Raw genomic sequence first — 18,855 nt, 5'->3', positions numbered from 1 at the left:
ATGAAAAGCCCTCAACCGACCGTGTCCATGGCGGATAAAGTTGCCCTGATCGACAGCCTCTGCGCCAAGGCGCGGATCCTGCCGGTGATCACCATCGCCCGCGAACAGGACATCCTGCCGCTGGCCGATGCCCTGGCCGCCGGTGGTTTGACCGCGCTGGAAGTGACCCTGCGTTCGCAGTTCGGCCTCAAGGCCATTCAGGTGCTGCGCGAGCAACGCCCGGAACTGTGCACCGGTGCTGGCACCGTGCTGGATCGCCATATGCTCGAAGCGGCCGAAGTCGCCGGCTCGCAATTTATCGTCACCCCAGGCATCACCCGCGACCTGCTGGAAGCCTCGGTACACAGCGCAATCCCGCTGCTGCCGGGCATCAGCAACGCCTCCGGGATCATGGAAGGCTATGCGCTGGGTTATCGCCGCTTCAAGCTGTTCCCGGCTGAAGTCAGCGGCGGCGTCGCGGCAATCAAGGCCCTGGGCGGCCCGTTTGGCGAAGTGAAATTCTGCCCGACCGGCGGCGTTGGTCCGGCCAACATCAAAAGCTACATGGCGTTGAAAAACGTGATGTGCGTGGGCGGTAGCTGGATGCTTGATCCTGAGTGGATCAAGAACGGCGACTGGGCCCGCATTCAGGAAGTCACCGCCGAGGCGCTGGCGCTGCTGGATTGATCTGATTCATCGAATCGTTGTTGCTGTGCTTGACGGCATTTTTGCGGTGCACTTGGTCGGTGTACCGCTTTTTTTTGCCTGCAGAAAACCTCTCAGGTCGGCGTAACTCCTTGAGTTGGAATGGGTTTGTGTGGGAGCGGGCTTGCTCGCGAATGCGGTGGTTCAGCTTGCAGATGTATTGCTGACACACCGCATTCGCGAGCAAGCCCGCTCCCACAGTTTTAATCGGCGTTGAGTTCGGCGATGGCGGTGACCAAGGCATTGATGTCCGCGGCCGACGTGACCAACCCCGGCGTCACCCGAATGCAGGTCCCAAACGCCGCGCCCACCCGTGTGGTGGTAAACAGGTTGTAGTCCTTGAGTAAACGATCTGCCATCACCTGCTGGTCCCTTCCGACAAACTTGAACGCCGTAATCCCGCAATACAGGCGCGGATCATCCGACGTCAGCACCTCAACCCCCGCCAACGGCCGCACCTTGCTCACCCACAGGTCACGCAGGTAATTCACCCGCGCGCCCTTGGCCGCCGAGCCTCCCAGGCTTCGATGCTCCTCAAACACCAAGGGCAAGGTCATCAGCGCCGGAAAATTCGGTGTGCTGTAGGACGTGCGTGCGCGCACGTCGCTGGGCGGGTAGTGAAACTCGCCCATGTCCGGGTCGATGTCGGCCAGGCGCTCGGGCGCGATGTACAGAAAACCCAGGGTCAGCGGCGCGCCGATCCATTTGTGCAGATTGAAACCGGCGAACTGAATGCCCAGTTCGGCGAGGTTGAAGTCGATCTGGCCCAGGGCGTGAGCGCCGTCGAGGATCACATCCACATCATATTCACGCGCCGCCTTGGCGATCGCCTCGACCGGCATCACCAGGCCAGTGCGATGGGTGACGTGGGTCAGCGCCATCAGCTTTAAACGTGGGTATTGCGCGAACGCATCGCGGTATGTGCGCAGCAGGCTGTCGAAACTCGCCGGGTGCGCGTGGGACAGTTCGATCACCTCCACGCCGCGAACCCCGGCCAACCAGCGCATGGCGCCTTTGACCGTGTCGTACTCCAGGTCACTGATCAACACCTGATCCCCCGGCGCCAGGCGGTTGTAGTTACGGATCAGCGACTGCAAGGCCTCGGTGGCGTTGCGGGTGAAGGCGACCGACTCGGGGTCGACGTTGATCAGCCCAGCCAGTTGGCGGCGGATCTCGACGTTTTCGCCCTGCTCGAAACGCTGGCGCACATGCAGGGAATTGCTGCGGTTGATAAACGCCACGTGTTCCAGATACTGCGCGCGCACGACGCGGCTCATGCGTCCGAAATAGCCGTTTTCCAGATTGATCGGGCCAGGCTCCAGCTCATAGCGCCTGGCGATGGCGGTCCAGTGTTGCTCGTTATCGGCATTCCTTGGCATGGCGGGGTTCTTTCTTAATGGCGGGGGGCGGGCTTGCCGTGTTTTACGCGCAACGGTTCGAGCAATTCGGCCAGGCCGTTGCTGTCGATTTCCTGCATCAATGCCAGCAGCCCGCCCAGTTCGCCGTGGGGGAAACCTTCTCGGGCAAACCAGTTCAGGTAGGGGCCGGGCAGGTCGGCGATGATCCGGCCCTTGTACTTGCCGAAGGGCATTTGGCGGGTGATCAGCAGTTCGAGTTTTTCGGGGTTCATGGGGCTTCAGACGAATGAGTCGAGAGCCCTGAAAATACAGGCATTCTGCATGAAGGCCAATTGACAGATCATGCAAATAACGTACATACAGATGGTTCAAATATTTTTAAGTTATTGAAAATAAAAGAAAAGTTGTTATTGAAAAAACTGGCACGGGCGCTGCAATCATTAAGACAACCTCTTAACCCGTACAAGGAATTGAAAAATGACTGACATCACTAAAGAATCGATCTCCGTACTGAACGACCTGATTGAAACCAGCATCGACGGTCAAAAGGGTTTCAAAGAGTGCGCTGAAGACATCAAGCACCCAGAGCTCAAAGCGCTGTTCGCCAAGCGTTCCGCCGACTGCGCCACCGCTGCTGCCGAGCTGAAGACTGCCGTGCGTGCCTTGGGTGGCGATCCGGAAGATTCCGGCAGCGTTGCCGGCGCACTGCACCGTGGCTGGGTCGACGTGAAGTCGATGCTCACCGGCAAGGATGAAGAGGCGGTACTGAACGAAGCCGAGCGCGGTGAAGACCACGCACTGAAGGCTTACAAAGAAGCGATCGAGAAGATCAACAAGCACAACCTGTTGGGCATTCGTGACCTGGTTGAGCGTCAGTACCACGGCGTGCAACGTAACCACGACCAGGTGAAGGCGCTGCGTAACCAGGCTCGCGCCCAGTCGTAAGCCTTACGCTGTAACGAATGTGGGAGCGGGCTTGCTCGCGAATGCGGTCTTTCAGTCACAGTGTTGGTGACTGATCCACCGCTTTCGCGGGCAAGCCCGCTCCCACATTTGTATTGTGTAGATTTCAGCCAATGCTGATCGGCGGCAATTCGGTCAGCGTCACCACCTGCTGCTTGCGCGGCGCCAGAATCTCCGCTTCACCATCCACCACCAACTCATCGCGCTGGTTGAACACCCGCGTGGCGATGCGTACGCGGAATTTCGGCAGTTTTTCGAGAATTTCCAGGCGCACGGTCAGGGTGTCGCCGATCTTCACCGGCTTCTGAAAGCTCATCTGCTGGCCGATATAGATAGTGCCCGGCCCAGGCAATTCGCAGGCTACCGCCGCGCTGATCAGGGCACCGCTGAACATGCCGTGGGCGATACGCTCCTTGAACATGGTCGCCTTGGCGTATTCGGCGTCCAGGTGCACCGGGTTGTGGTCACCGGACATCGCGGCGAACAGCTGGATGTCGCGCTCTTCCACCAATTTGCTGTAGCTGGCGGTCTGGCCGACTTCAAGGGCTTCGTACGGGGTGTTGGTTACCTGGGTCATCTAAAGGTGCATCCTGTGGCTAATCGGTAATTTAATCGGCTGATTCTAAAGCAAACATTATTCGCAGCGGGCCGGCCTGTGCAGGGTCAGGGCCTGGTCGAGCCACGTCAGCAGGTCGGCGGTGACTTGGTCACGGTTGGTTTCGTTGAACACTTCATGGCGCGCCTGCGGGTAGATCGTCAGCTGCACGTGGCGGCAGCCGGCTTCACGCAGGGCGTTGGCCAGATGGGTGAGACGCTTGCCCTCACTCACCGGATCACATTCGCCGCCGGTCACCAGGATCGGCAGGCCCGGATCGATCTGCGCGAGATTGGACGCTTTGCTGATTTGCTGCAAGCCGCCGAGCAGGTCGACCCACAGCTGGTTGGTGCAGCGGAAACCGCAGAGCGGGTCGTTGATGTACTTGTCGACTTCCGCCGGGTCGCGGCTGAGCCAGTCGAAGGCCGTACGGTTGGGTTTGAACGCTTTGTTGAATGAGCCGAACGACAGGAAGTCGATCAACGCACTGCGCCCGCGCAGGCCCTGACGGGCCCGCTCGATGCGCGCGATCACCCGGGCGGCGCGGTACAGCGCCACGGGTTGGAAATTCGAGCCGCTCAGAGCCGCGCCGCTCAGGCTGGCGCTGTGATGCAGCAGATAGGCCTGGGCGATGTAGCTGCCCATGCTGTGGCCCAGCAGAATGATCGGCACCCCCGGATGCTGCTGGCCGATATGCTGGTTGAGGCTGGCGAGGTCGCCCACCACTTTGTTCCAGCCGTCGTGCTCGGCGTACAGGCCCAGGGTGCCTTCGTCGGCGGTGCGGCCGTGGCCACGCTGGTCCGGTGCGTACAGGCCGTAGCCCGCCGCACACAGTGCCTGCGCCAGGCGCGCATAGCGCCCGCTGTGCTCGGCCATGCCGTGGGACAGCATGATCATCGCCTTGGCGGGGCCGTCCGGCAGCCATTGATTGACATACAGGCGGCTGTGGTCATTCGCGGTCAGCCAGAAGGTGCTGTGGTTCATGGCGGTTCCTTTGCTCGGGGTCGTTGCAGTGTATAGCTCATCCCACGGTAAGCGTCTGATCAGTGCAGGGCCTTGTAGGAAGATTCACGCAATTAATGACGCTCTTTCCTGTATTTGCCTGTTTGGCCATAGCTGCTAACGTCCCCAAAGCTCCGCTTTGTATGCAGTGCAAAAGCGGCCGGACACACTCAGGTAAGAGGACAAGAATAATGCAACCTGATTTCTGGAATGACAAACGCGCCGCGGGCGTTCCCAATGCCATCGACCTCACCTCTTACAAGTCGGTGATCGAAGTCTTCGAGCGTTCCTGCAAGACCTTTGCCGACCGTCCGGCGTTCAGCAACATGGGTATCACTCTGACCTACGCCGAGCTGGAGCGCCAAAGTGCGGCGTTCGCCGGCTACCTGCAACAGCACACCGACCTCAAGCCCGGCGAGCGCATTGCGGTGCAGATGCCCAACGTGCTGCATTACCCGATTGCCGTGTTCGGCGCCCTGCGCGCCGGGCTGATCGTGGTCAACACCAACCCGCTGTACACCCCGCGCGAGATGCGCCACCAGTTCAAGGACGCCGGCGTGCGTGCGCTGGTCTACCTCAACCTGTTCGGTTCGCGGGTGCAGGAAGTGTGCGCCGATACTGAGATCGACTACCTGATCGAAGCCAAGATGGGCGATTTCATGCCCGCCGCCAAAGGCTGGCTGGTCAACACCGTGGTCGACAAGGTCAAGAAAATGGTCCCGGCCTATAGCCTGCCGCGCGCCGTTTCCTTCAAGCGTGCGTTGCGCATGGGCGCAGGCCTGGGCGTGATCCGCCATCCCGTGACCCTGGACGATATCGCAGTGCTGCAATACACCGGCGGCACCACCGGCCTGGCCAAGGGCGCGATGCTCACCCACGGCAACCTCGTGGCGAACATGCAGCAGGCGCGGGCGTGCATGTCCCAGGTCAACGACGACGGTCAACCGCTGGTGCGCGAGGGGCAGGAAGTGATGATCGCGCCGCTGCCGCTGTACCATATCTATGCATTCACGGCGAACTGCATGTGCATGATGGTGACCGGCAACCACAACGTGCTGATCACCAACCCGCGCGACATCGGCGGCTTTATCAAGGAGTTGAAGAAGTGGCGCTTCTCCTGCCTGCTGGGGTTGAACACGCTGTTTGTGGCATTGATGGATCATCCGGACTTCAAGACCCTGGATTTCTCCCACCTCAAGATCACCAACTCCGGTGGCACCGCGCTGGTCAAGGCCACTGCGGAGCGCTGGAAAGCGCTGACCGGCTGCACTATCGGCGAGGGCTACGGGCTGACGGAAACGTCGCCGGTCGCCAGCACCAACCCCTACGGCAGCCAATCGCGGTTGGGCACCGTGGGCATTCCGGTGCCGGGCACGGCGATGAAAGTCATTGATGACGAAGGCCGCGAATTGCCCTTGGGCGAGCGCGGCGAGTTGTGCATCAAGGGCCCGCAGGTCATGAAGGGCTACTGGCAGCAGCCGGTGGCCACCGCCGAGACGCTCGACGCCGAAGGCTGGCTCAAGACCGGCGACATTGCGGTGATCGACACCGATGGCTTTGTCAGCATCGTCGATCGCAAGAAAGACCTGATCATTGTCTCGGGCTTCAATGTGTACCCCAACGAGATCGAAGATGTGGTGATGGCCCACCCTGCGGTGGCCAACTGCGCGGTGATCGGCGTGCCGGACGAGCGCACGGGGGAGGCGGTGAAGCTGTTCGTGGTCGCCCGCGCCCAGGGTGTGAGCCTTGAGGAATTGAAGACGTACTGCAAGACCAACTTCACCGGCTACAAGGTGCCCAAGCATATTGTGTTGCGTGAGTCGTTGCCGATGACGCCTGTAGGGAAAATCTTGCGGCGGGAACTGCGCGACATCGCCTGACCCTGAGTTGAAATGCAATCAAAAAATGTGGGAGCGGGCTTGCCCGCGAATGCGGTGCATCAGTCGACATATCTGTGTGACTGGTACACCCCATTCGCGGGCAAGCCCGCTCTCACATTTGCTGTTCGGTGTCCTCAAAGCCTTATTCCAGAGCCTTTCCCGGGGCAAATTAAGTGCTGTTTATAGTGTGACCAAATATTGTAGGACAGTCGCGAATATGACTGTAGGGCCCGCGTTTGGCTCTAGTCGGCCCTTGGCAAAGCTGCTACTCTCGGCGCGCTTTGTGACGTCTCGGCCTGCTTGAAAGCGCCAGATTCACCTTAAAAAAACATACACCAATAATAATCGCATCAAATGCGATGATGAATTCGCGTCGCTGAGGAGTGGGCTTCCATGAACGAAGACTTTTGGAAGGATAAGTACCCCGCCGGGATTGCTGCAGAAATCAATCCAGACGAGTATCCGAATATTCAGGCGGTACTGAAGCAGTCCTGCCAGCGCTTCGCCAACAAACCGGCTTTCAGCAACCTGGGCAAGACAATCACCTACGGTGAGTTGTACGAATTGTCCGGTGCTTTCGCCGCGTACCTGCAACAGCACACCGACTTGAAGCCCGGCGACCGCATCGCCGTGCAACTGCCCAACGTCCTGCAGTACCCGGTCGCCGTGTTCGGTGCCATCCGGGCCGGCTTGATCGTGGTCAACACCAACCCGCTGTACACCGCGCGGGAAATGGAACACCAATTCAACGACTCCGGTGCCAAGGCCCTGGTCTGCCTGGCCAACATGGCGCACCTGGCGGAAAAGGTCGTGCCCAAGACCGCCGTCAAGCATGTGATCGTCACCGAAGTCGCCGACCTGTTGCCGCCGCTCAAGCGTCTGCTGATCAACAGCGTCATCAAGTACGTGAAAAAAATGGTCCCGGCTTATCACTTGCCCAAGGCGATCAAGTTCAACGACGTGCTGGCCAAGGGGCAGGGCCAGCCGGTCAGCGACGCCAACCCCGCCAGCAGTGATGTGGCCGTGCTGCAATACACCGGCGGCACCACCGGCGTGGCCAAGGGTGCGATGCTCACCCACCGCAACCTTGTCGCCAACATGCTGCAATGCAAGGCGCTGATGGGCTCGAACCTCAATGAGGGCTGCGAGATCCTGATCACGCCGCTGCCGCTGTACCACATCTATGCGTTCACCTTTCATTGCATGGCGATGATGCTGATCGGCAACCACAACATCCTGATCAGCAACCCGCGCGACCTGCCGGCGATGGTCAAGGAATTGTCCAAGTGGAAGTTCAGCGGTTTTGTCGGCCTGAACACGCTGTTCGTGGCGCTGTGCAACAACGAGGCGTTCCGCAAGCTGGACTTCTCTGCGCTGAAGGTCACCCTGTCGGGCGGCATGGCCCTGCAACTGGCCGCCGCCGAGCGTTGGAAGGACGTGACCGGTTGTGGCATCTGCGAAGGCTACGGCATGACCGAAACCAGCCCCGTGGCGACCGTGAACCCGATCCAGCATATCCAGATCGGCACCATCGGCATTCCCGTGCCGTCCACCGTGTGCAAGGTCATCGCCGATGATGGCACCGAGTTGCCGCTGGGCGAAACCGGCGAGCTGTGCGTGAAGGGCCCACAGGTGATGAAGGGCTACTGGCAGCGTCAGGACGCCACCGACGAGATGCTCGACAGCGAAGGCTGGTTGAAGACCGGCGACATCGCGATCATCCAGCCGGATGGCTACATGCGCATTGTCGACCGCAAGAAGGACATGATCCTGGTCTCGGGCTTCAACGTGTACCCCAATGAGCTCGAAGACGTACTGGCCGGCCTGCCGGGCGTACTGCAATGCGCGGCCATCGGTGTGCCGGACGAGAAGTCCGGTGAGATCATCAAGCTCTTTATCGTGGTCAAACCGGGTGCCACGTTGACCAAGGATCAGGTGATGGAGCATATGCGCGCCAACGTCACCGCCTACAAGGTGCCCAAGCTCGTGGAATTCCGCGATGCCTTGCCGACTACCAACGTGGGCAAGATCCTGCGGCGTGAGTTGCGTGATGAAGAGCTGAAGAAGCTCGGCCTCAAGAAGTAACCCCATAAAAAACCCCGCGAATGCGGGGTTTTTTACGCCTGCTGATTTCCAGGATTGGAATCCAATCCAATGCGGGAGCTCCCACAGTTTTTGAACCGGGTTCTTACAGGGCGAACTGGGCGAAGCTGATACCCGCACCGGCTGGCCGCACATCCTTCAGGAAGGAATCCTTGTCTGCGCTCAGCTCCAGGGTGATCTCCGGCTTGCGCTTGCCCGCATTGCGCACCACCAGGCCTTCGATGTGTTCGCGCAAAAACGCCGTCGGCACCTTCAGGTGCAGCAACTGGTCGGTCTCGGCGTTGTGCATCAACAGGTGAATCCACTCGTACTGGCCCACCGCAATACGGCCCACCGGCAGATCGAACCACCAGATGTTGCGTTTGCGGTCCAGGTCGGTGAAGTGGCAGTTGTTGACGCCGAGTACGGCACCGCCCAGTTCGGTGTTTCTGCGGGCGATGGCCTGTGCTTTATTGAGTTTCATAACCTTCCTACGGGATCTGTTATTCAGCGTTATAGCCTGAATGTGCCGGGCATTCTCGTGGGTTGGCCACAAAACATAAAGCCAAACCTGCGCCCGGCGATGAAATGTCCGTGGAAAATAATTGAAACTCTGCCGGACAGCCCCGGGTCAATTTCTACGTAATGACCAAAACCCTTGATTGTTCTTCTGGAGAAATACCATGGGCAGCACAGCGGATAAGGCAAAAGGTTTGAAAGACGAAGCCGTCGGCAACATCAAGCAAGGCATCGGCAAAGTCACCGGAAACGACAAACTGCGCGCTGAAGGCGTGGTGCAGGAAAAGAAAGGCCAGGTTGAAAAGGCCATTGGTGACACCAAGGACGCGGTCAAGAAAGCCGTCAAATAAGGCAGCACTTGAGCAGTCGGAGCGGCCATCCACGGATGGCCGTTTTTTTGTCACCGGATGCGGTTAAAGTTTCGAAATTGTTTCAAGGTCGCCAAATAAGCTACCTTGATGTAGAAAACGGCCCCTGAGTCGCCCTTGAACTCATCTTTTGCGGCGAAAGGAGACGCTATGATTTTTCCGGTCCTTGATGGCCTCAAGCTACATAAAGTGTTGGTGCGCACCGTCAAAGAGTTCGTCGATGACGAAATGTCCACCTACGCCTCGGCGCTGGCCTACCAGATGCTGTTTTCGCTGTTTCCCTTCCTGCTGTTCCTCATCGCCCTGATTGGTTTCCTGCACCTGCCCGATTTCTTCACCTGGCTGCGCCTGCAGTCGGAGCTGGTATTGCCGCCCCAAGCCCTGGAGCAGGTCAACCCGGTGATCGACCAGCTGCAGCAATCCAAGGGTGGGCTGCTGTCGGTGGGTATCGTGATTGCGCTGTGGACCGCTTCAGCGGGTGTGCGCCTGATGATGAGCGCAATGAACGCCGCCTACGACGTCGTCGAAGGCCGGCCGATCTGGAAGCGTTTTCCGCTGTCGATTTTCTACACCGTCGGCATTGCCGGCATGCTGCTGGCCGCTGCGGCGCTGATGGTGCTCGGCCCACAAGTGATGGAATGGGTGGCGGGCCAGATCGGCATGCAGGAGTTCGTGGTCACCCTGTGGACCATCCTGCGCTGGCCGCTGATCGTGATCCTGCTGATGTTCGCCGTGGCCCTCATGTACTACGTGATGCCCGACGTAAAACAGAAATTCCGCTTCATCACCCCAGGCTCGGTATTGGCGGTGGTAGTGTGGATTGTCGCGTCCCTGGGCTTTGGCTACTACGTCAAGACGTTTGCCGACTACAACGCCATGTACGGCAGCATCGGTGCGATCATCGTGCTGCTCCTGTATTTCTACATTTCCGCCGCCGTGCTGCTGCTGGGGGCAGAGATGAATGCCGTAATCGAACACATGTCGGCTGAAGGCAAGGAGCCTGGCGCGAAGGATTTCGACCAGCCAGCCCATGAAAAACAGCATGTCTCCGGCCTCGGCCGGGACCATTCCAAGCCCACTACTGATGAAGTCTGATCGATGATCCGTGAAATCCTGAAAATGGGCGACGAGCGCCTGCTGCGTATCGCGCCACCGGTGCCGCCGGAGATGTTCGACAGCCCCGAGCTGTGGCAATTGATCGACGACATGTTCCAGACCATGGAGCACGTCGGTGGTGTCGGCCTGGCCGCCCCGCAGATCGGCGTTGACCTGCAACTGGTGATCTTTGGTTTCGAGGCCAGCGAACGCTACCCGGACGCGCCGCCGGTGCCGCAGACCATCCTGATCAACCCGTTGATCACGCCGCTCAGTCCGGTGTTGGAGGAGGGGTATGAAGGCTGCCTGTCCGTGCCCGGCTTGCGTGGTGCGGTGAACCGTTACCAGCAGATTCGCTACGAGGGTTTCGACCCCAAGGGCGAGCCGATCGTACGGGTTGCCGACGGGTTCCATGCGCGGGTGGTGCAGCATGAATGCGACCACTTGATCGGCCGGTTGTACCCGTCGCGGATTACCGATTTCAGCAAGTTCGGATTTATCGAAGTGATGTTCCCCGACATGGACCCCACGGCTGACGATTAGCTTTCAAGCCCAATGAGGCAAAACTGTGGGAGCGGGCTTGCTCGCGAATGCGGTGTTTCAGCCGACATATCAGGTGACTGGTACACCGCATTCGCGAGCAAGCCCGTTCCCACAGTTGGAATGCACTTCAAATAGGTTTATTTGGCTGGTTTGACGAACCGCAACGTCAGCCGATCCGACTCGCCAATTGCCACATACCTGGCCTTGTCCTGTTCGCCCAACTTCAACGTCGGCGGCAAAGTCCACACCCCCGCCGGATAATCCTTGGTGTCCTTGGGGTTGGCGTTCACTTCACTCTGCGCCGCCAGCTTGAACCCGGCATCGGTGGCCAGTTTCACCACCTGGGCGGTGGTCAGGTAGCCGCTGTCCTTGATTGCTTCCAGGTCTGCTCCGTCCTTGGCCCGGTGATCTTCCACGCCCAGTACGCCACCGGGCTTGAGCACCTTGTAAAACGCGCTGAAGGTCGCGTCGGCGGTGCCCGCCAACACCCAGTTATGCACATTGCGAAAGGTCAGCACCGCATCCGCCGAGCCCGGCTTGCCGAACACCGGCGCCTTGGGATCGAACTCGAGGACTTCGGCCTTGCCATACCGCGTCGGGTCTGCGGCGAATTTCTTCTTCAGGTTCTCTTCGGACGTACGCGCGTAGGCGCTGCTGCTCGCGGCCTGTACGGCAGCGATGTAATGCCCGTGGTCCTTGAGCAGCGGCGCCAGCAGCTCGCTGTACCAACCGCCGCCCGGGGTGATTTCGATCACGCTCTGTTTGGCGCCCAGGCCAAAGAATTCCAGGGTCTGTTGTGGATGGCGATAACCGTCGCGGGCGCTATTGGCCGGGTCACGCCAGCTGCCGGCGAGTACGCTTTGGTACTGCTTGGCGCTGATCGGCGCGTCGGCGGCCTGGCTGAGGGGCGGGACGAGGAGGGCGGTGAGGCAGAAAGCTGCAAGCGTCGTTTTCATGATCATCCTGTGAGGGGGCCACTGTGTCGCCGAGGCTAGCATGGGCCCTGTACCCACGGATCACACATTATCCGAGGTCAACCTCACTAACGGTTCTAAGCCCATGGCGATCATCGGCTTGTTGCGTTTGTAGCGCACCAGACGTTCGCTGAGGGATTGCGGTAGCAGTGTGTCCTGAGTGAACCCCATGCGTTGATACAACCCTTCCAGGTCCGGATGGCACAGCAGCCATACGGTGCCTTCGCACGCGGCCACCGCCTGCAGAATCAGGGTTGCCGCCAACCCCCGGCCGCGATAGGCCGGGTCTACAAACACCCCGGTCAACCACTGCCCGCCCACCACCGGCGTCAGGCACAGGCCCGCGACAATCTCGCCGTCGCGTGCGACCCACAAACGCCCGCCCTTGAGCGCTTTCATCGAGCAATTGTGGCTGCGATAGAACTTGTTCAGCAGCGGCCACAGGGGTTCTGCCAGTAGATCGATGGTCAACTCGGGCATGGTGTTCAGACGACGTGATGAAGGGGACGCGATTATAAGCCCCTTCTGTCGGGCAATAGGTGGTATACCCAGTGTCACGTTCCCTGACAGTGGAGTACGCATCATGGCCAAAGGTATGGATTCAAAGAAAGCCGCGAAGAAAAAACCGGCAAAAACCGCCGATGAAAAACGCGCCGACAAGAAAGCCAAGAAATCCGAGGGTGGTTTGTTCGGCCATTGAGTTTCAAGCCTGATGTGGGAGCTGCCTGGCTCCCACATGCTCATCCCATTTCAGCTCATTGAGCTTCTGCCGCCAGTGCCGCAATCACTGCCGGCCGCTGCCCGACCCTTTGTTCAAACGCCTGCAGCGCCGGCCATTCGCGCAGATCAATAGCGTGGAACGCCGCCCAGCGCTGCACCACGAACAGATAAGCATCCGCCACCGAATACTGCGAACCCAGCAGATAGTCCTGGCGCTCCAACGTCTGCACCAGAATCGCAAAGCGCTTGAACAGTGTGGCCTGGAACATCGCCCGCACTTCGCCTTGGATCGCGCCGTTGAAGAACACCGCCAGCCCGCCATGGATCTCGGTGGCAATAAAATTCAGCCATTCCTGCAAGCGTACCCGCTCCCAGCTGCCATTGGCCGGGGCCAGTCCGGCGGCGGGTTTCAGGTCCGCCAGGTATTGCAGGATCGCGCTGGCTTCGGTCAACACCTGGCCGTTGTCCAGTTGCAGTGCCGCCACGTAGCCCTTGGGGTTGATCTGTAGGAAGTCCTCACCGTTGGCCGTGGTTTTTGCCTGGTTATCCACCTTCACCAACTCAAATGGCAGCGCCAACTCCCGCAGCACGATGTGTGGGGCGAGGGAACAGGCGTGAGGGAAGTAATACAGTTTCATCGAGGGCAACTCCGTTGGATTTGCGCCAGTCTCGCGGGCATGACACCGTGCGTAAAATTAAACCTTCAGAGCCCTGCCATAAGGACAGCTACTGCCATGATGAACCTGATGCACTGGCGCCTGCTGGTGGCCGTTGCCGACCACGGCAGCATCACCGCCGCCGCCGAGCGCGTGGGCATGACCCAGTCCGCCGCCAGCCAGGCCATGGCAGGCATGGAGTCGACCCTGGGGGCGCAACTGTTTACCCGCGCGCCGCGCCAGACCTTGCCCACCGCCCTGGGCCTGAGTGTGATCGAGCAGGCGCGGGTGATGCTCGGCGCCTTGCAGGCGATTCGCAGCACCGTCGACGAAGCCAGGCCGATGTTGCGTGGAAGTCTTCGCATCGCCAGTTTCCCCATGGTGCTGGCGACGTTTCTGACGCCGCTGTTGCAGCGTTTCGCTCAACTGTACCCAGGCATCTACGTCACCACCCTGGAAGTCACCGACAACGAAGTGAACACCTTGCTCGACGCCGGCCTGATCGATCTGGGCGTGGTGCTCAACCCCAAGCCGGAGCGCAATGCCACGGTGTTGGGGCGCGACAACTGGCTGGCGGTGTTGCCGCAGGCGCATGCGCTGGCCCAGCGTCCGGCGGATGCCACGCTGACGCTGGAGGAGTTGTTGCAACAGCCGTTTGTACTGGCCACTGGCGGCTGCACTGCCAATGCCCGCAGCCTGGCCGCCGAGGCGGGGCTGACTTTGGCTGATATTCGCGTGCAAGTGCGCGAATGGAGCAGCGCCTTCAGCCTGGTGCGTGATGGCATCGGCGTGACCCTGGTGCCCGAAGTGACACTGCCTGTCCAGCGCCAGGGCCTGCGGGTGATGCCACTGGCCGTGCCCCTGCACCGTGAGTTCTCTTTGGTCGCCTCGCAAACCTGCCCGCCCTCCGCAGCCGCCCGCGCGTTGTTGAAAACGCTGGCTGACTAGTGGCCTTGCGTAGCGCCGAGCCCTGTCTATGCTCATCCAAAACCGATGATGACACTTGGCATATAAAACGTTTCGGATGGTTTGTTCCCCATGAAAAGCGTGCCAGCAGTATCCAACTGATGAATGGAATGCGCCTTCCAGGCGCCGGGACTCAAGGGTGATCTGACCATGTTCAACCGCCATCACAAAGCCGATCTGCGCGAAATCGAACGTTTCTCCTGCGCCCTGACCGAAGCCAACGCCAAACTCGCCGCCATCAGCCGTTCGATGGCGATGATCGAGTTCGATCGCAATGGGGTGATCCTGGATGCCAACGACAACTTCTGCAAAACCATGGGTTACAGCGCCGAGGAAATTCGCGGCAAGCATCACCGGATTTTTTGCGACGAGGCCTACACCCAAACCGAGCCCTACGCCAAGCTCTGGCGCGACCTGGCGAGGGGGGATGCCATCAGTGGCACCTTCATGCGCTTGAACAAGCACGGCGAGGAGGTCTGGCTTGAAGCCAGCTACATGCCGGTGCTGGACAGTGACAATCAGGTACAGAGTGTCATCAAGGTGGCGTCGGATATTTCCGCGCGGGTCCACCATGAACACGAAAACCAGAGCCTGATCGATGCCATCGGCCGCTCCATGGCGGTGATCGAGTTTACTCCGCAAGGGCAGATCCTCAACGCCAACGACAACTTCCTGCGCACCGTGCAGTACTCCCTGGACGAAATCATCGGCCAGCATCACAGCATGTTCTGCCACCGCAGCGAGGTCGAATCGCCCGCCTATAAGGCGTTCTGGGCGTCGCTGAACCGCGGCGAATATCACTCTCACCGCTTTGAGCGCAAAAACAAATACGGCAAGACGCTGTTTCTGGAAGCGTCCTACAACCCGATCTTCGACGCCAATGGGCGCCTGTACAAAGTGGTGAAGTTCGCCAGCGACATCACCGACCAGGTCTCGACCCTACGCAACGCTGCCGATTCGGCCCACGCCACATCGGTACAAAACGACGCCTGCGCGCGCAAAGGTTCGGAGGTGGTGCAGCAAACCGTGCAGATCATCGAAGAAATTTCCCAGGACTTGAACCAGGCCGCCGTGAGTATCGACGCGGTGAGCAAGCAGTCGGACATCATCGGCGCCATCGTGCAGACCATCCGCAGCATTGCCGAGCAGACCAACATGCTCGCGCTCAATGCCGCCATTGAAGCCGCCCGGGCAGGTGAGCATGGGCGCGGCTTTGCGGTGGTGGCCGATGAAGTGCGCAGCCTCGCGGGGCGCACCAGCCAGGCGACGGTGGAGATTGTCGACGTTGTACGCAAGAACCACGACCTTTCGCTGAGCGCGGTGTCGAGCATGCAATCGAGCCTGAGCCGCACGGGGCTGGGTGTGGAACTGGCGAATGAGGCAGGGCAGGTGATCCTGGAAATCCAGGAAGGGTCACGGCACGTGGTGGATGCGATCAGTCAGTTCAATTCGACCCTGCAACTGCAATAACACCCGTAGTGAGCGGGCTTGCCCGCGCTGGGCGGCGAAGCCGCCCCAAATCCAGGCACCTCGGTCTTCCTGATCCACCGCGGCGATCTGTTTGGGGCGGCTTCGCCGCCCGGCGCGGGGCAAGCCCGCTCACTACAGGTTGCGTTTTAGATTGCGGCGAGGGTTTCTTTTACGCTTTGAGCCGGGTCAGTGGCCTTGGCGGCAACCTGCTGCTCTTGCTGCTGCTTCAAACGCTCGGCCACTTGCTTGGAAATCGCGTCCTGCTTTTCCTGCGTCATGTTCTGCACATCCGCTTCGGTCAAACCCTGTTCCTTGAGCAATTGTTCACGGATACGCTCGGCCGGAGTCTTGCTCATGTAGTCGGTGAATTCCGAACGTGCCGCCGACGTGGCATTGACCGCTGGAACATCCGTGGTTGCCGCCTGCAACTGCACGCGGGTCTTGGCGAAGGCTTCGTCGATACGGTCGGCGGCCTTGTCCAGTTCCTTCTGCGCGGCCGGCACGGTAATGCTCTGCTGCGCCGCTTGCACCGCACCGCTGTACAGCGCGCTGGCGGCGGCGTTGGCGGGGTCCATGTCGGAGCGCTTGAGCTGCTGGAGGGTCGTCACAGCTTGGGTGTTGTTGTTAACCAGCATGATCGGTCACCTGGGGAAATGTTCGTGTGCCACAGGTGGAGCAAATAGCGTGCCGAGGTTTATTCCCTTTGCCGCGTGGCTTCTGGCCGGCGGGAGCGGCAATGAATGGCCCATGCAGGGCTGTTCATTGCCGCTTGTGCTGCAAAGTATTGCCTGGGTTTAGGCTTTGATATCGAAGTGGCCCGCGAGTGTGTAGTCAGTATTTTCTACGGTGACGACGACATCGAACTTGCCTGAAGCCTCAGCATTGGCTGTGCTGAAGCTTTCCAGCGTCAATGTCCCACTCTTCGCTGGAAAAGACTGCCTGGCGCTGCCCACTTGGCGGAAGTAGTTCACCGAGTAGGTATCGGGAAAGCCTTGGGGAATGGTGTGTTGACCCAAGCTCGCGGAACTGGGGAAATCAATTTGCACGCCCCTCGAGCTGCCATTGGTTTCAGGCTGCAAGCCGTCCAGCGTAATGTTTCGGCCGCCGTTGCCCCATTGGCGATACGAGGTGGTGACGGCGTCAATAGGGCCATCAGGCGCACTTGTAGCAATCAGAGTTTTTCCGGGTAGTCCCTTGGTATTGGGCATGTCCAGCTCCTCTTTCGTCATCGGAGGGCGGCCCGAGCTGGGCTCGCCTTCCGAGAGTAGATACCCGGGGGAATTAGGGCGGTACTGTCATAATTAACAGTTATGACGCCTGGCTGACGAATGGCAGTGGTGTGCTTTCCATGGGCATTGATTGCTTTAAGTGATGGGGATTTCAAAAGTCTGGAAGGCATCGTCCACCGGTTGATAACCCAGCACCCGCGTGGTTTCGCTCAAATCCAGGCGCTTGAAGCGGTTGTTGGAGATGCCATGGGCGATCAGGTGCCTCACACCCTCGGTTTCTACCGAGCGTTGCAGCAGCTGCACCGCATCGCGCGGGCTGAGCCAGGCGCTGAGGTCGCGGGCGTTGTTGAGGTCGTGGGTTTCGACAAACTCGAAGGCGCCAATGCGCAGGGCAATCGTCGACAGCGGGGTTTTCGCTGCGTAGTAGGCACACAGCGCCTCACCGTAGCATTTGCTCACGCCATACAAGTTGGCCGGCATCACCTGCATGCCGGGGATAATCTGGCGGTCCACCGGGTAGCCTTCGATGGTCTGCGCGCTGCTGGCGAAGACCAGACGTTTGACCCCGGCGGCCACGGCGGCTTCAAACAGGTAGGTGGTGGCGAGGATATTGTTCGGCAGCAATTCGTCGAACGAAGCGCTGGCGTGGGGGATGCCCGACAGGTGCACGATCACGTCGATGCCGTCGAGCAGCGCCGCCAGGCCGGTTCTGTCACTGAGGTCGGCGTGTACGAAACGGTGTTCGCCGAGGGCAAAATCCGGGGCGATGCGGTCGGTGAGAGTGAAGCGGTAATGGTCTTTCGAGGCGTCGAAAAACGTCTTGCCGATTCTGCCGCAAGCGCCGGTGAGCAGTACGTTGAGTCCTTTCATGTGACCTCCGGTTAGATAGAAGTTGTGAGCTTCGGGCTTCGAGCTGCAAGCTTCAAGCTGAGAGGCTGTTACTTGCGGCTTGTAGCTAAAAACTTGACGCTGCTTCTATTCAATCATGGCCGTCGAGGGCGAAGGTCTGGAAACCGGGGCGCTGGCTGAGGCGCTGATAGTAAGCCTCGACAGCGGGGTAGGGCGGATGCTCCAGCGGGGCGTTGCGCCAGCGGTGTACCGAGAGGCCCACGAGGATATCGGCCAGGGTAAATTCATTGCCAGCGACAAAGGCGCCGGTCTTGAGCAACTGTTGTTCGAGCAGGCCCATCTTGCTGTTCCAGGCTTGCACGCCGGCCTGGATACGCTGCGGGTCCTGGTAGTCGGGGTTCTGGCGTACCAGTGCATGGAACGCGTAGCCCCAGGACGGGTTGAGTTCGGTGGCTTGCCAATCCATCCATTGCTCGACGCGCGCCCGTGGCGCGGGTTCGGCGGGCAGCAGGTCATGGCGTTCGTAGAGGCCCACGAGGTAACGGCAGATGGTGTTGGATTCCCACAGCACACCGTGATCGTCGATCAGCACCGGCACCTGGGCGTTGGGGTTCAGGGCGAGGAACTCGGGGGATTGGGTGGGGGTGTAGCCGATGCCCCAGTCTTCGCGCTTGTAGTCGATGCCGAGTTCCTGGCAGGTCCACAGCACTTTGCGCACGTTGATGGAGGAGGTGCGGCCCAAGATTTTCAGTGAGTGTCCCATGGTGCTTCCCTTGCGGTGGAGAGCAGCCAATCTAGCAGTGGACAACAGCGACGGCGAGTGCATGTTGTTTATTTCTTTCTCACTGGAACTCAGATCCTTTAACTATTGTTTACGGATGCGCTCGGGATGGATGTTCTCA

21 protein-coding genes and 1 pseudogene are annotated in these 18,855 nt (G+C 59.8%); 10 read left to right on the top strand and 12 right to left on the bottom strand.

The window, feature by feature from the left end; genetic code table 11:
- Nucleotides 1-666 carry a bifunctional 4-hydroxy-2-oxoglutarate aldolase/2-dehydro-3-deoxy-phosphogluconate aldolase gene (locus OPU96_RS07200; protein WP_192301024.1) on the top strand — a complete coding sequence of 222 codons (666 nt, stop codon included), beginning with the start codon at nucleotides 1-3 and terminating at the stop codon, nucleotides 664-666.
- A 221-nt stretch (nucleotides 667-887) separates the two neighbouring features.
- On the opposite strand, the gene OPU96_RS07195 is transcribed toward OPU96_RS07200, so the two are convergent.
- Both OPU96_RS07195 and OPU96_RS07190 read right to left on the bottom strand, forming a co-directional pair.
- On the bottom strand, nucleotides 888-2,063 hold the full coding sequence (locus OPU96_RS07195; RefSeq protein ID WP_498558914.1) for an aminotransferase class V-fold PLP-dependent enzyme: 1,176 nt from the start codon (nucleotides 2,061-2,063) through the stop codon (nucleotides 888-890).
- A 14-nt stretch (nucleotides 2,064-2,077) separates the two neighbouring features.
- On the bottom strand, nucleotides 2,078-2,314 hold the full coding sequence (locus tag OPU96_RS07190; RefSeq protein WP_135289383.1) for a DUF3820 family protein: 237 nt from the start codon (nucleotides 2,312-2,314) through the stop codon (nucleotides 2,078-2,080).
- Between the two features lie 205 nt (nucleotides 2,315-2,519).
- Here OPU96_RS07190 and OPU96_RS07185 point away from each other — a divergent pair, with 205 nt between their 5' ends.
- Nucleotides 2,520-2,987 carry a ferritin-like domain-containing protein gene (locus OPU96_RS07185; RefSeq protein WP_192301026.1) on the top strand — a complete coding sequence of 156 codons (468 nt, stop codon included), beginning with the start codon at nucleotides 2,520-2,522 and terminating at the stop codon, nucleotides 2,985-2,987.
- A gap of 124 nt (nucleotides 2,988-3,111) precedes the next feature.
- On the opposite strand, the gene OPU96_RS07180 is transcribed toward OPU96_RS07185, so the two are convergent.
- Complete coding sequence (locus OPU96_RS07180) at nucleotides 3,112-3,582, bottom strand: MaoC family dehydratase (RefSeq protein ID WP_010208208.1); 471 nt, start codon at nucleotides 3,580-3,582, stop codon at nucleotides 3,112-3,114.
- 57 nt (nucleotides 3,583-3,639) lie between these two features.
- Nucleotides 3,640-4,584 carry an alpha/beta hydrolase gene (locus OPU96_RS07175; protein WP_305391424.1) on the bottom strand — a complete coding sequence of 315 codons (945 nt, stop codon included), beginning with the start codon at nucleotides 4,582-4,584 and terminating at the stop codon, nucleotides 3,640-3,642.
- Between the two features lie 209 nt (nucleotides 4,585-4,793).
- Between OPU96_RS07175 and fadD2 the strand changes: the two genes are divergently transcribed.
- The gene (gene fadD2, locus OPU96_RS07170; protein ID WP_192301028.1) at nucleotides 4,794-6,482 is read left to right on the top strand and encodes a long-chain-fatty-acid--CoA ligase FadD2; all 1,689 of its coding nucleotides are present in this window, start codon (nucleotides 4,794-4,796) and stop codon (nucleotides 6,480-6,482) included.
- Between the two features lie 393 nt (nucleotides 6,483-6,875).
- Complete coding sequence (gene fadD1 / locus OPU96_RS07165) at nucleotides 6,876-8,567, top strand: long-chain-fatty-acid--CoA ligase FadD1 (RefSeq protein WP_226456216.1); 1,692 nt, start codon at nucleotides 6,876-6,878, stop codon at nucleotides 8,565-8,567.
- 103 nt (nucleotides 8,568-8,670) lie between these two features.
- Here the strand turns inward: fadD1 and OPU96_RS07160 are convergent, their stop codons facing one another.
- Nucleotides 8,671-9,048: a hypothetical protein gene (locus OPU96_RS07160; RefSeq protein ID WP_226456215.1), complete on the bottom strand. Its 378-nt coding sequence runs from the start codon at nucleotides 9,046-9,048 to the stop codon at nucleotides 8,671-8,673.
- Nucleotides 9,049-9,247: 199 nt separating this feature from the next.
- Here OPU96_RS07160 and OPU96_RS07155 point away from each other — a divergent pair, with 199 nt between their 5' ends.
- The 3 genes from OPU96_RS07155 (at nucleotide 9,248) to def (ending at nucleotide 11,089) form a co-directional block, all read left to right on the top strand.
- The gene (locus OPU96_RS07155; protein ID WP_192301030.1) at nucleotides 9,248-9,433 is read left to right on the top strand and encodes a CsbD family protein; all 186 of its coding nucleotides are present in this window, start codon (nucleotides 9,248-9,250) and stop codon (nucleotides 9,431-9,433) included.
- 168 nt (nucleotides 9,434-9,601) lie between these two features.
- Complete coding sequence (locus OPU96_RS07150; protein ID WP_305391423.1) at nucleotides 9,602-10,546, top strand: YihY/virulence factor BrkB family protein; 945 nt, start codon at nucleotides 9,602-9,604, stop codon at nucleotides 10,544-10,546.
- A gap of 3 nt (nucleotides 10,547-10,549) precedes the next feature.
- Nucleotides 10,550-11,089: a peptide deformylase gene (gene def, locus OPU96_RS07145; RefSeq protein WP_226456213.1), complete on the top strand. Its 540-nt coding sequence runs from the start codon at nucleotides 10,550-10,552 to the stop codon at nucleotides 11,087-11,089.
- A 137-nt stretch (nucleotides 11,090-11,226) separates the two neighbouring features.
- Here the strand turns inward: def and OPU96_RS07140 are convergent, their stop codons facing one another.
- The 3 genes from OPU96_RS07140 to gstA form a co-directional block, all read right to left on the bottom strand.
- Nucleotides 11,227-12,045: a class I SAM-dependent methyltransferase gene (locus tag OPU96_RS07140; protein ID WP_226456212.1), complete on the bottom strand. Its 819-nt coding sequence runs from the start codon at nucleotides 12,043-12,045 to the stop codon at nucleotides 11,227-11,229.
- Between the two features lie 60 nt (nucleotides 12,046-12,105).
- The gene (locus OPU96_RS07135) at nucleotides 12,106-12,543 is read right to left on the bottom strand and encodes a GNAT family N-acetyltransferase (protein WP_192301034.1); all 438 of its coding nucleotides are present in this window, start codon (nucleotides 12,541-12,543) and stop codon (nucleotides 12,106-12,108) included.
- Between the two features lie 275 nt (nucleotides 12,544-12,818).
- Nucleotides 12,819-13,421: a glutathione transferase GstA gene (gstA, locus tag OPU96_RS07130; protein ID WP_498558913.1), complete on the bottom strand. Its 603-nt coding sequence runs from the start codon at nucleotides 13,419-13,421 to the stop codon at nucleotides 12,819-12,821.
- A gap of 96 nt (nucleotides 13,422-13,517) precedes the next feature.
- Between gstA and OPU96_RS07125 the strand changes: the two genes are divergently transcribed.
- From OPU96_RS07125 to OPU96_RS07115, 3 genes and pseudogenes are all read left to right on the top strand, one after another.
- Nucleotides 13,518-14,387, top strand: a complete 870-nt coding sequence (locus OPU96_RS07125; protein WP_498558912.1) for a LysR family transcriptional regulator — start codon at nucleotides 13,518-13,520, stop codon at nucleotides 14,385-14,387.
- Between the two features lie 123 nt (nucleotides 14,388-14,510).
- A pseudogene (locus OPU96_RS07120) lies at nucleotides 14,511-15,329 on the top strand (PAS domain-containing protein); the annotation flags it as partial.
- A complete protein-coding gene (locus tag OPU96_RS07115) occupies nucleotides 15,303-15,875 on the top strand; it encodes a methyl-accepting chemotaxis protein (RefSeq protein ID WP_442962217.1) in 573 nt (190 codons plus the stop codon). The pseudogene OPU96_RS07120 and the gene OPU96_RS07115, both read left to right, overlap by 27 nt.
- 146 nt (nucleotides 15,876-16,021) lie before the next feature.
- Here OPU96_RS07115 and OPU96_RS07110 read toward each other — a convergent pair whose 3' ends face one another.
- The 4 genes from OPU96_RS07110 to OPU96_RS07095 form a co-directional block, all read right to left on the bottom strand.
- A complete protein-coding gene (locus OPU96_RS07110) occupies nucleotides 16,022-16,510 on the bottom strand; it encodes a hypothetical protein (protein ID WP_226456209.1) in 489 nt (162 codons plus the stop codon).
- Nucleotides 16,511-16,669: 159 nt separating this feature from the next.
- Complete coding sequence (locus OPU96_RS07105) at nucleotides 16,670-17,083, bottom strand: hypothetical protein (protein WP_226456208.1); 414 nt, start codon at nucleotides 17,081-17,083, stop codon at nucleotides 16,670-16,672.
- Nucleotides 17,084-17,239: 156 nt separating this feature from the next.
- On the bottom strand, nucleotides 17,240-17,974 hold the full coding sequence (locus tag OPU96_RS07100; protein WP_498558911.1) for an NAD-dependent epimerase/dehydratase family protein: 735 nt from the start codon (nucleotides 17,972-17,974) through the stop codon (nucleotides 17,240-17,242).
- Nucleotides 17,975-18,083: 109 nt separating this feature from the next.
- The gene (locus tag OPU96_RS07095; RefSeq protein WP_498558910.1) at nucleotides 18,084-18,716 is read right to left on the bottom strand and encodes a glutathione S-transferase family protein; all 633 of its coding nucleotides are present in this window, start codon (nucleotides 18,714-18,716) and stop codon (nucleotides 18,084-18,086) included.
- Nucleotides 18,717-18,855 lie beyond the last annotated feature (139 nt).

It is taken from the genome of Pseudomonas sp. RP-B7, from assembly GCF_059803535.1.
Note: the sequence above shows the minus strand (reverse complement) of the source record. Positions and strands in the feature narration are given on the sequence as shown.

Coding starts and splice junctions, on each gene's coding strand:
- OPU96_RS07200 (WP_192301024.1), top strand. CDS start 1: ATGAAAAGCCCTCAACCGACCGTGTCCATGGCGGATAAAGTTGCCCTG.
- OPU96_RS07195 (WP_498558914.1), bottom strand. CDS start 2,063: ATGCCAAGGAATGCCGATAACGAGCAACACTGGACCGCCATCGCCAGG.
- OPU96_RS07190 (WP_135289383.1), bottom strand. CDS start 2,314: ATGAACCCCGAAAAACTCGAACTGCTGATCACCCGCCAAATGCCCTTC.
- OPU96_RS07185 (WP_192301026.1), top strand. CDS start 2,520: ATGACTGACATCACTAAAGAATCGATCTCCGTACTGAACGACCTGATT.
- OPU96_RS07180 (WP_010208208.1), bottom strand. CDS start 3,582: ATGACCCAGGTAACCAACACCCCGTACGAAGCCCTTGAAGTCGGCCAG.
- OPU96_RS07175 (WP_305391424.1), bottom strand. CDS start 4,584: ATGAACCACAGCACCTTCTGGCTGACCGCGAATGACCACAGCCGCCTG.
- fadD2 (WP_192301028.1), top strand. CDS start 4,794: ATGCAACCTGATTTCTGGAATGACAAACGCGCCGCGGGCGTTCCCAAT.
- fadD1 (WP_226456216.1), top strand. CDS start 6,876: ATGAACGAAGACTTTTGGAAGGATAAGTACCCCGCCGGGATTGCTGCA.
- OPU96_RS07160 (WP_226456215.1), bottom strand. CDS start 9,048: ATGAAACTCAATAAAGCACAGGCCATCGCCCGCAGAAACACCGAACTG.
- OPU96_RS07155 (WP_192301030.1), top strand. CDS start 9,248: ATGGGCAGCACAGCGGATAAGGCAAAAGGTTTGAAAGACGAAGCCGTC.
- OPU96_RS07150 (WP_305391423.1), top strand. CDS start 9,602: ATGATTTTTCCGGTCCTTGATGGCCTCAAGCTACATAAAGTGTTGGTG.
- def (WP_226456213.1), top strand. CDS start 10,550: ATGATCCGTGAAATCCTGAAAATGGGCGACGAGCGCCTGCTGCGTATC.
- OPU96_RS07140 (WP_226456212.1), bottom strand. CDS start 12,045: ATGAAAACGACGCTTGCAGCTTTCTGCCTCACCGCCCTCCTCGTCCCG.
- OPU96_RS07135 (WP_192301034.1), bottom strand. CDS start 12,543: ATGCCCGAGTTGACCATCGATCTACTGGCAGAACCCCTGTGGCCGCTG.
- gstA (WP_498558913.1), bottom strand. CDS start 13,421: ATGAAACTGTATTACTTCCCTCACGCCTGTTCCCTCGCCCCACACATC.
- OPU96_RS07125 (WP_498558912.1), top strand. CDS start 13,518: ATGATGAACCTGATGCACTGGCGCCTGCTGGTGGCCGTTGCCGACCAC.
- OPU96_RS07110 (WP_226456209.1), bottom strand. CDS start 16,510: ATGCTGGTTAACAACAACACCCAAGCTGTGACGACCCTCCAGCAGCTC.
- OPU96_RS07105 (WP_226456208.1), bottom strand. CDS start 17,083: ATGCCCAATACCAAGGGACTACCCGGAAAAACTCTGATTGCTACAAGT.
- OPU96_RS07100 (WP_498558911.1), bottom strand. CDS start 17,974: ATGAAAGGACTCAACGTACTGCTCACCGGCGCTTGCGGCAGAATCGGC.
- OPU96_RS07095 (WP_498558910.1), bottom strand. CDS start 18,716: ATGGGACACTCACTGAAAATCTTGGGCCGCACCTCCTCCATCAACGTG.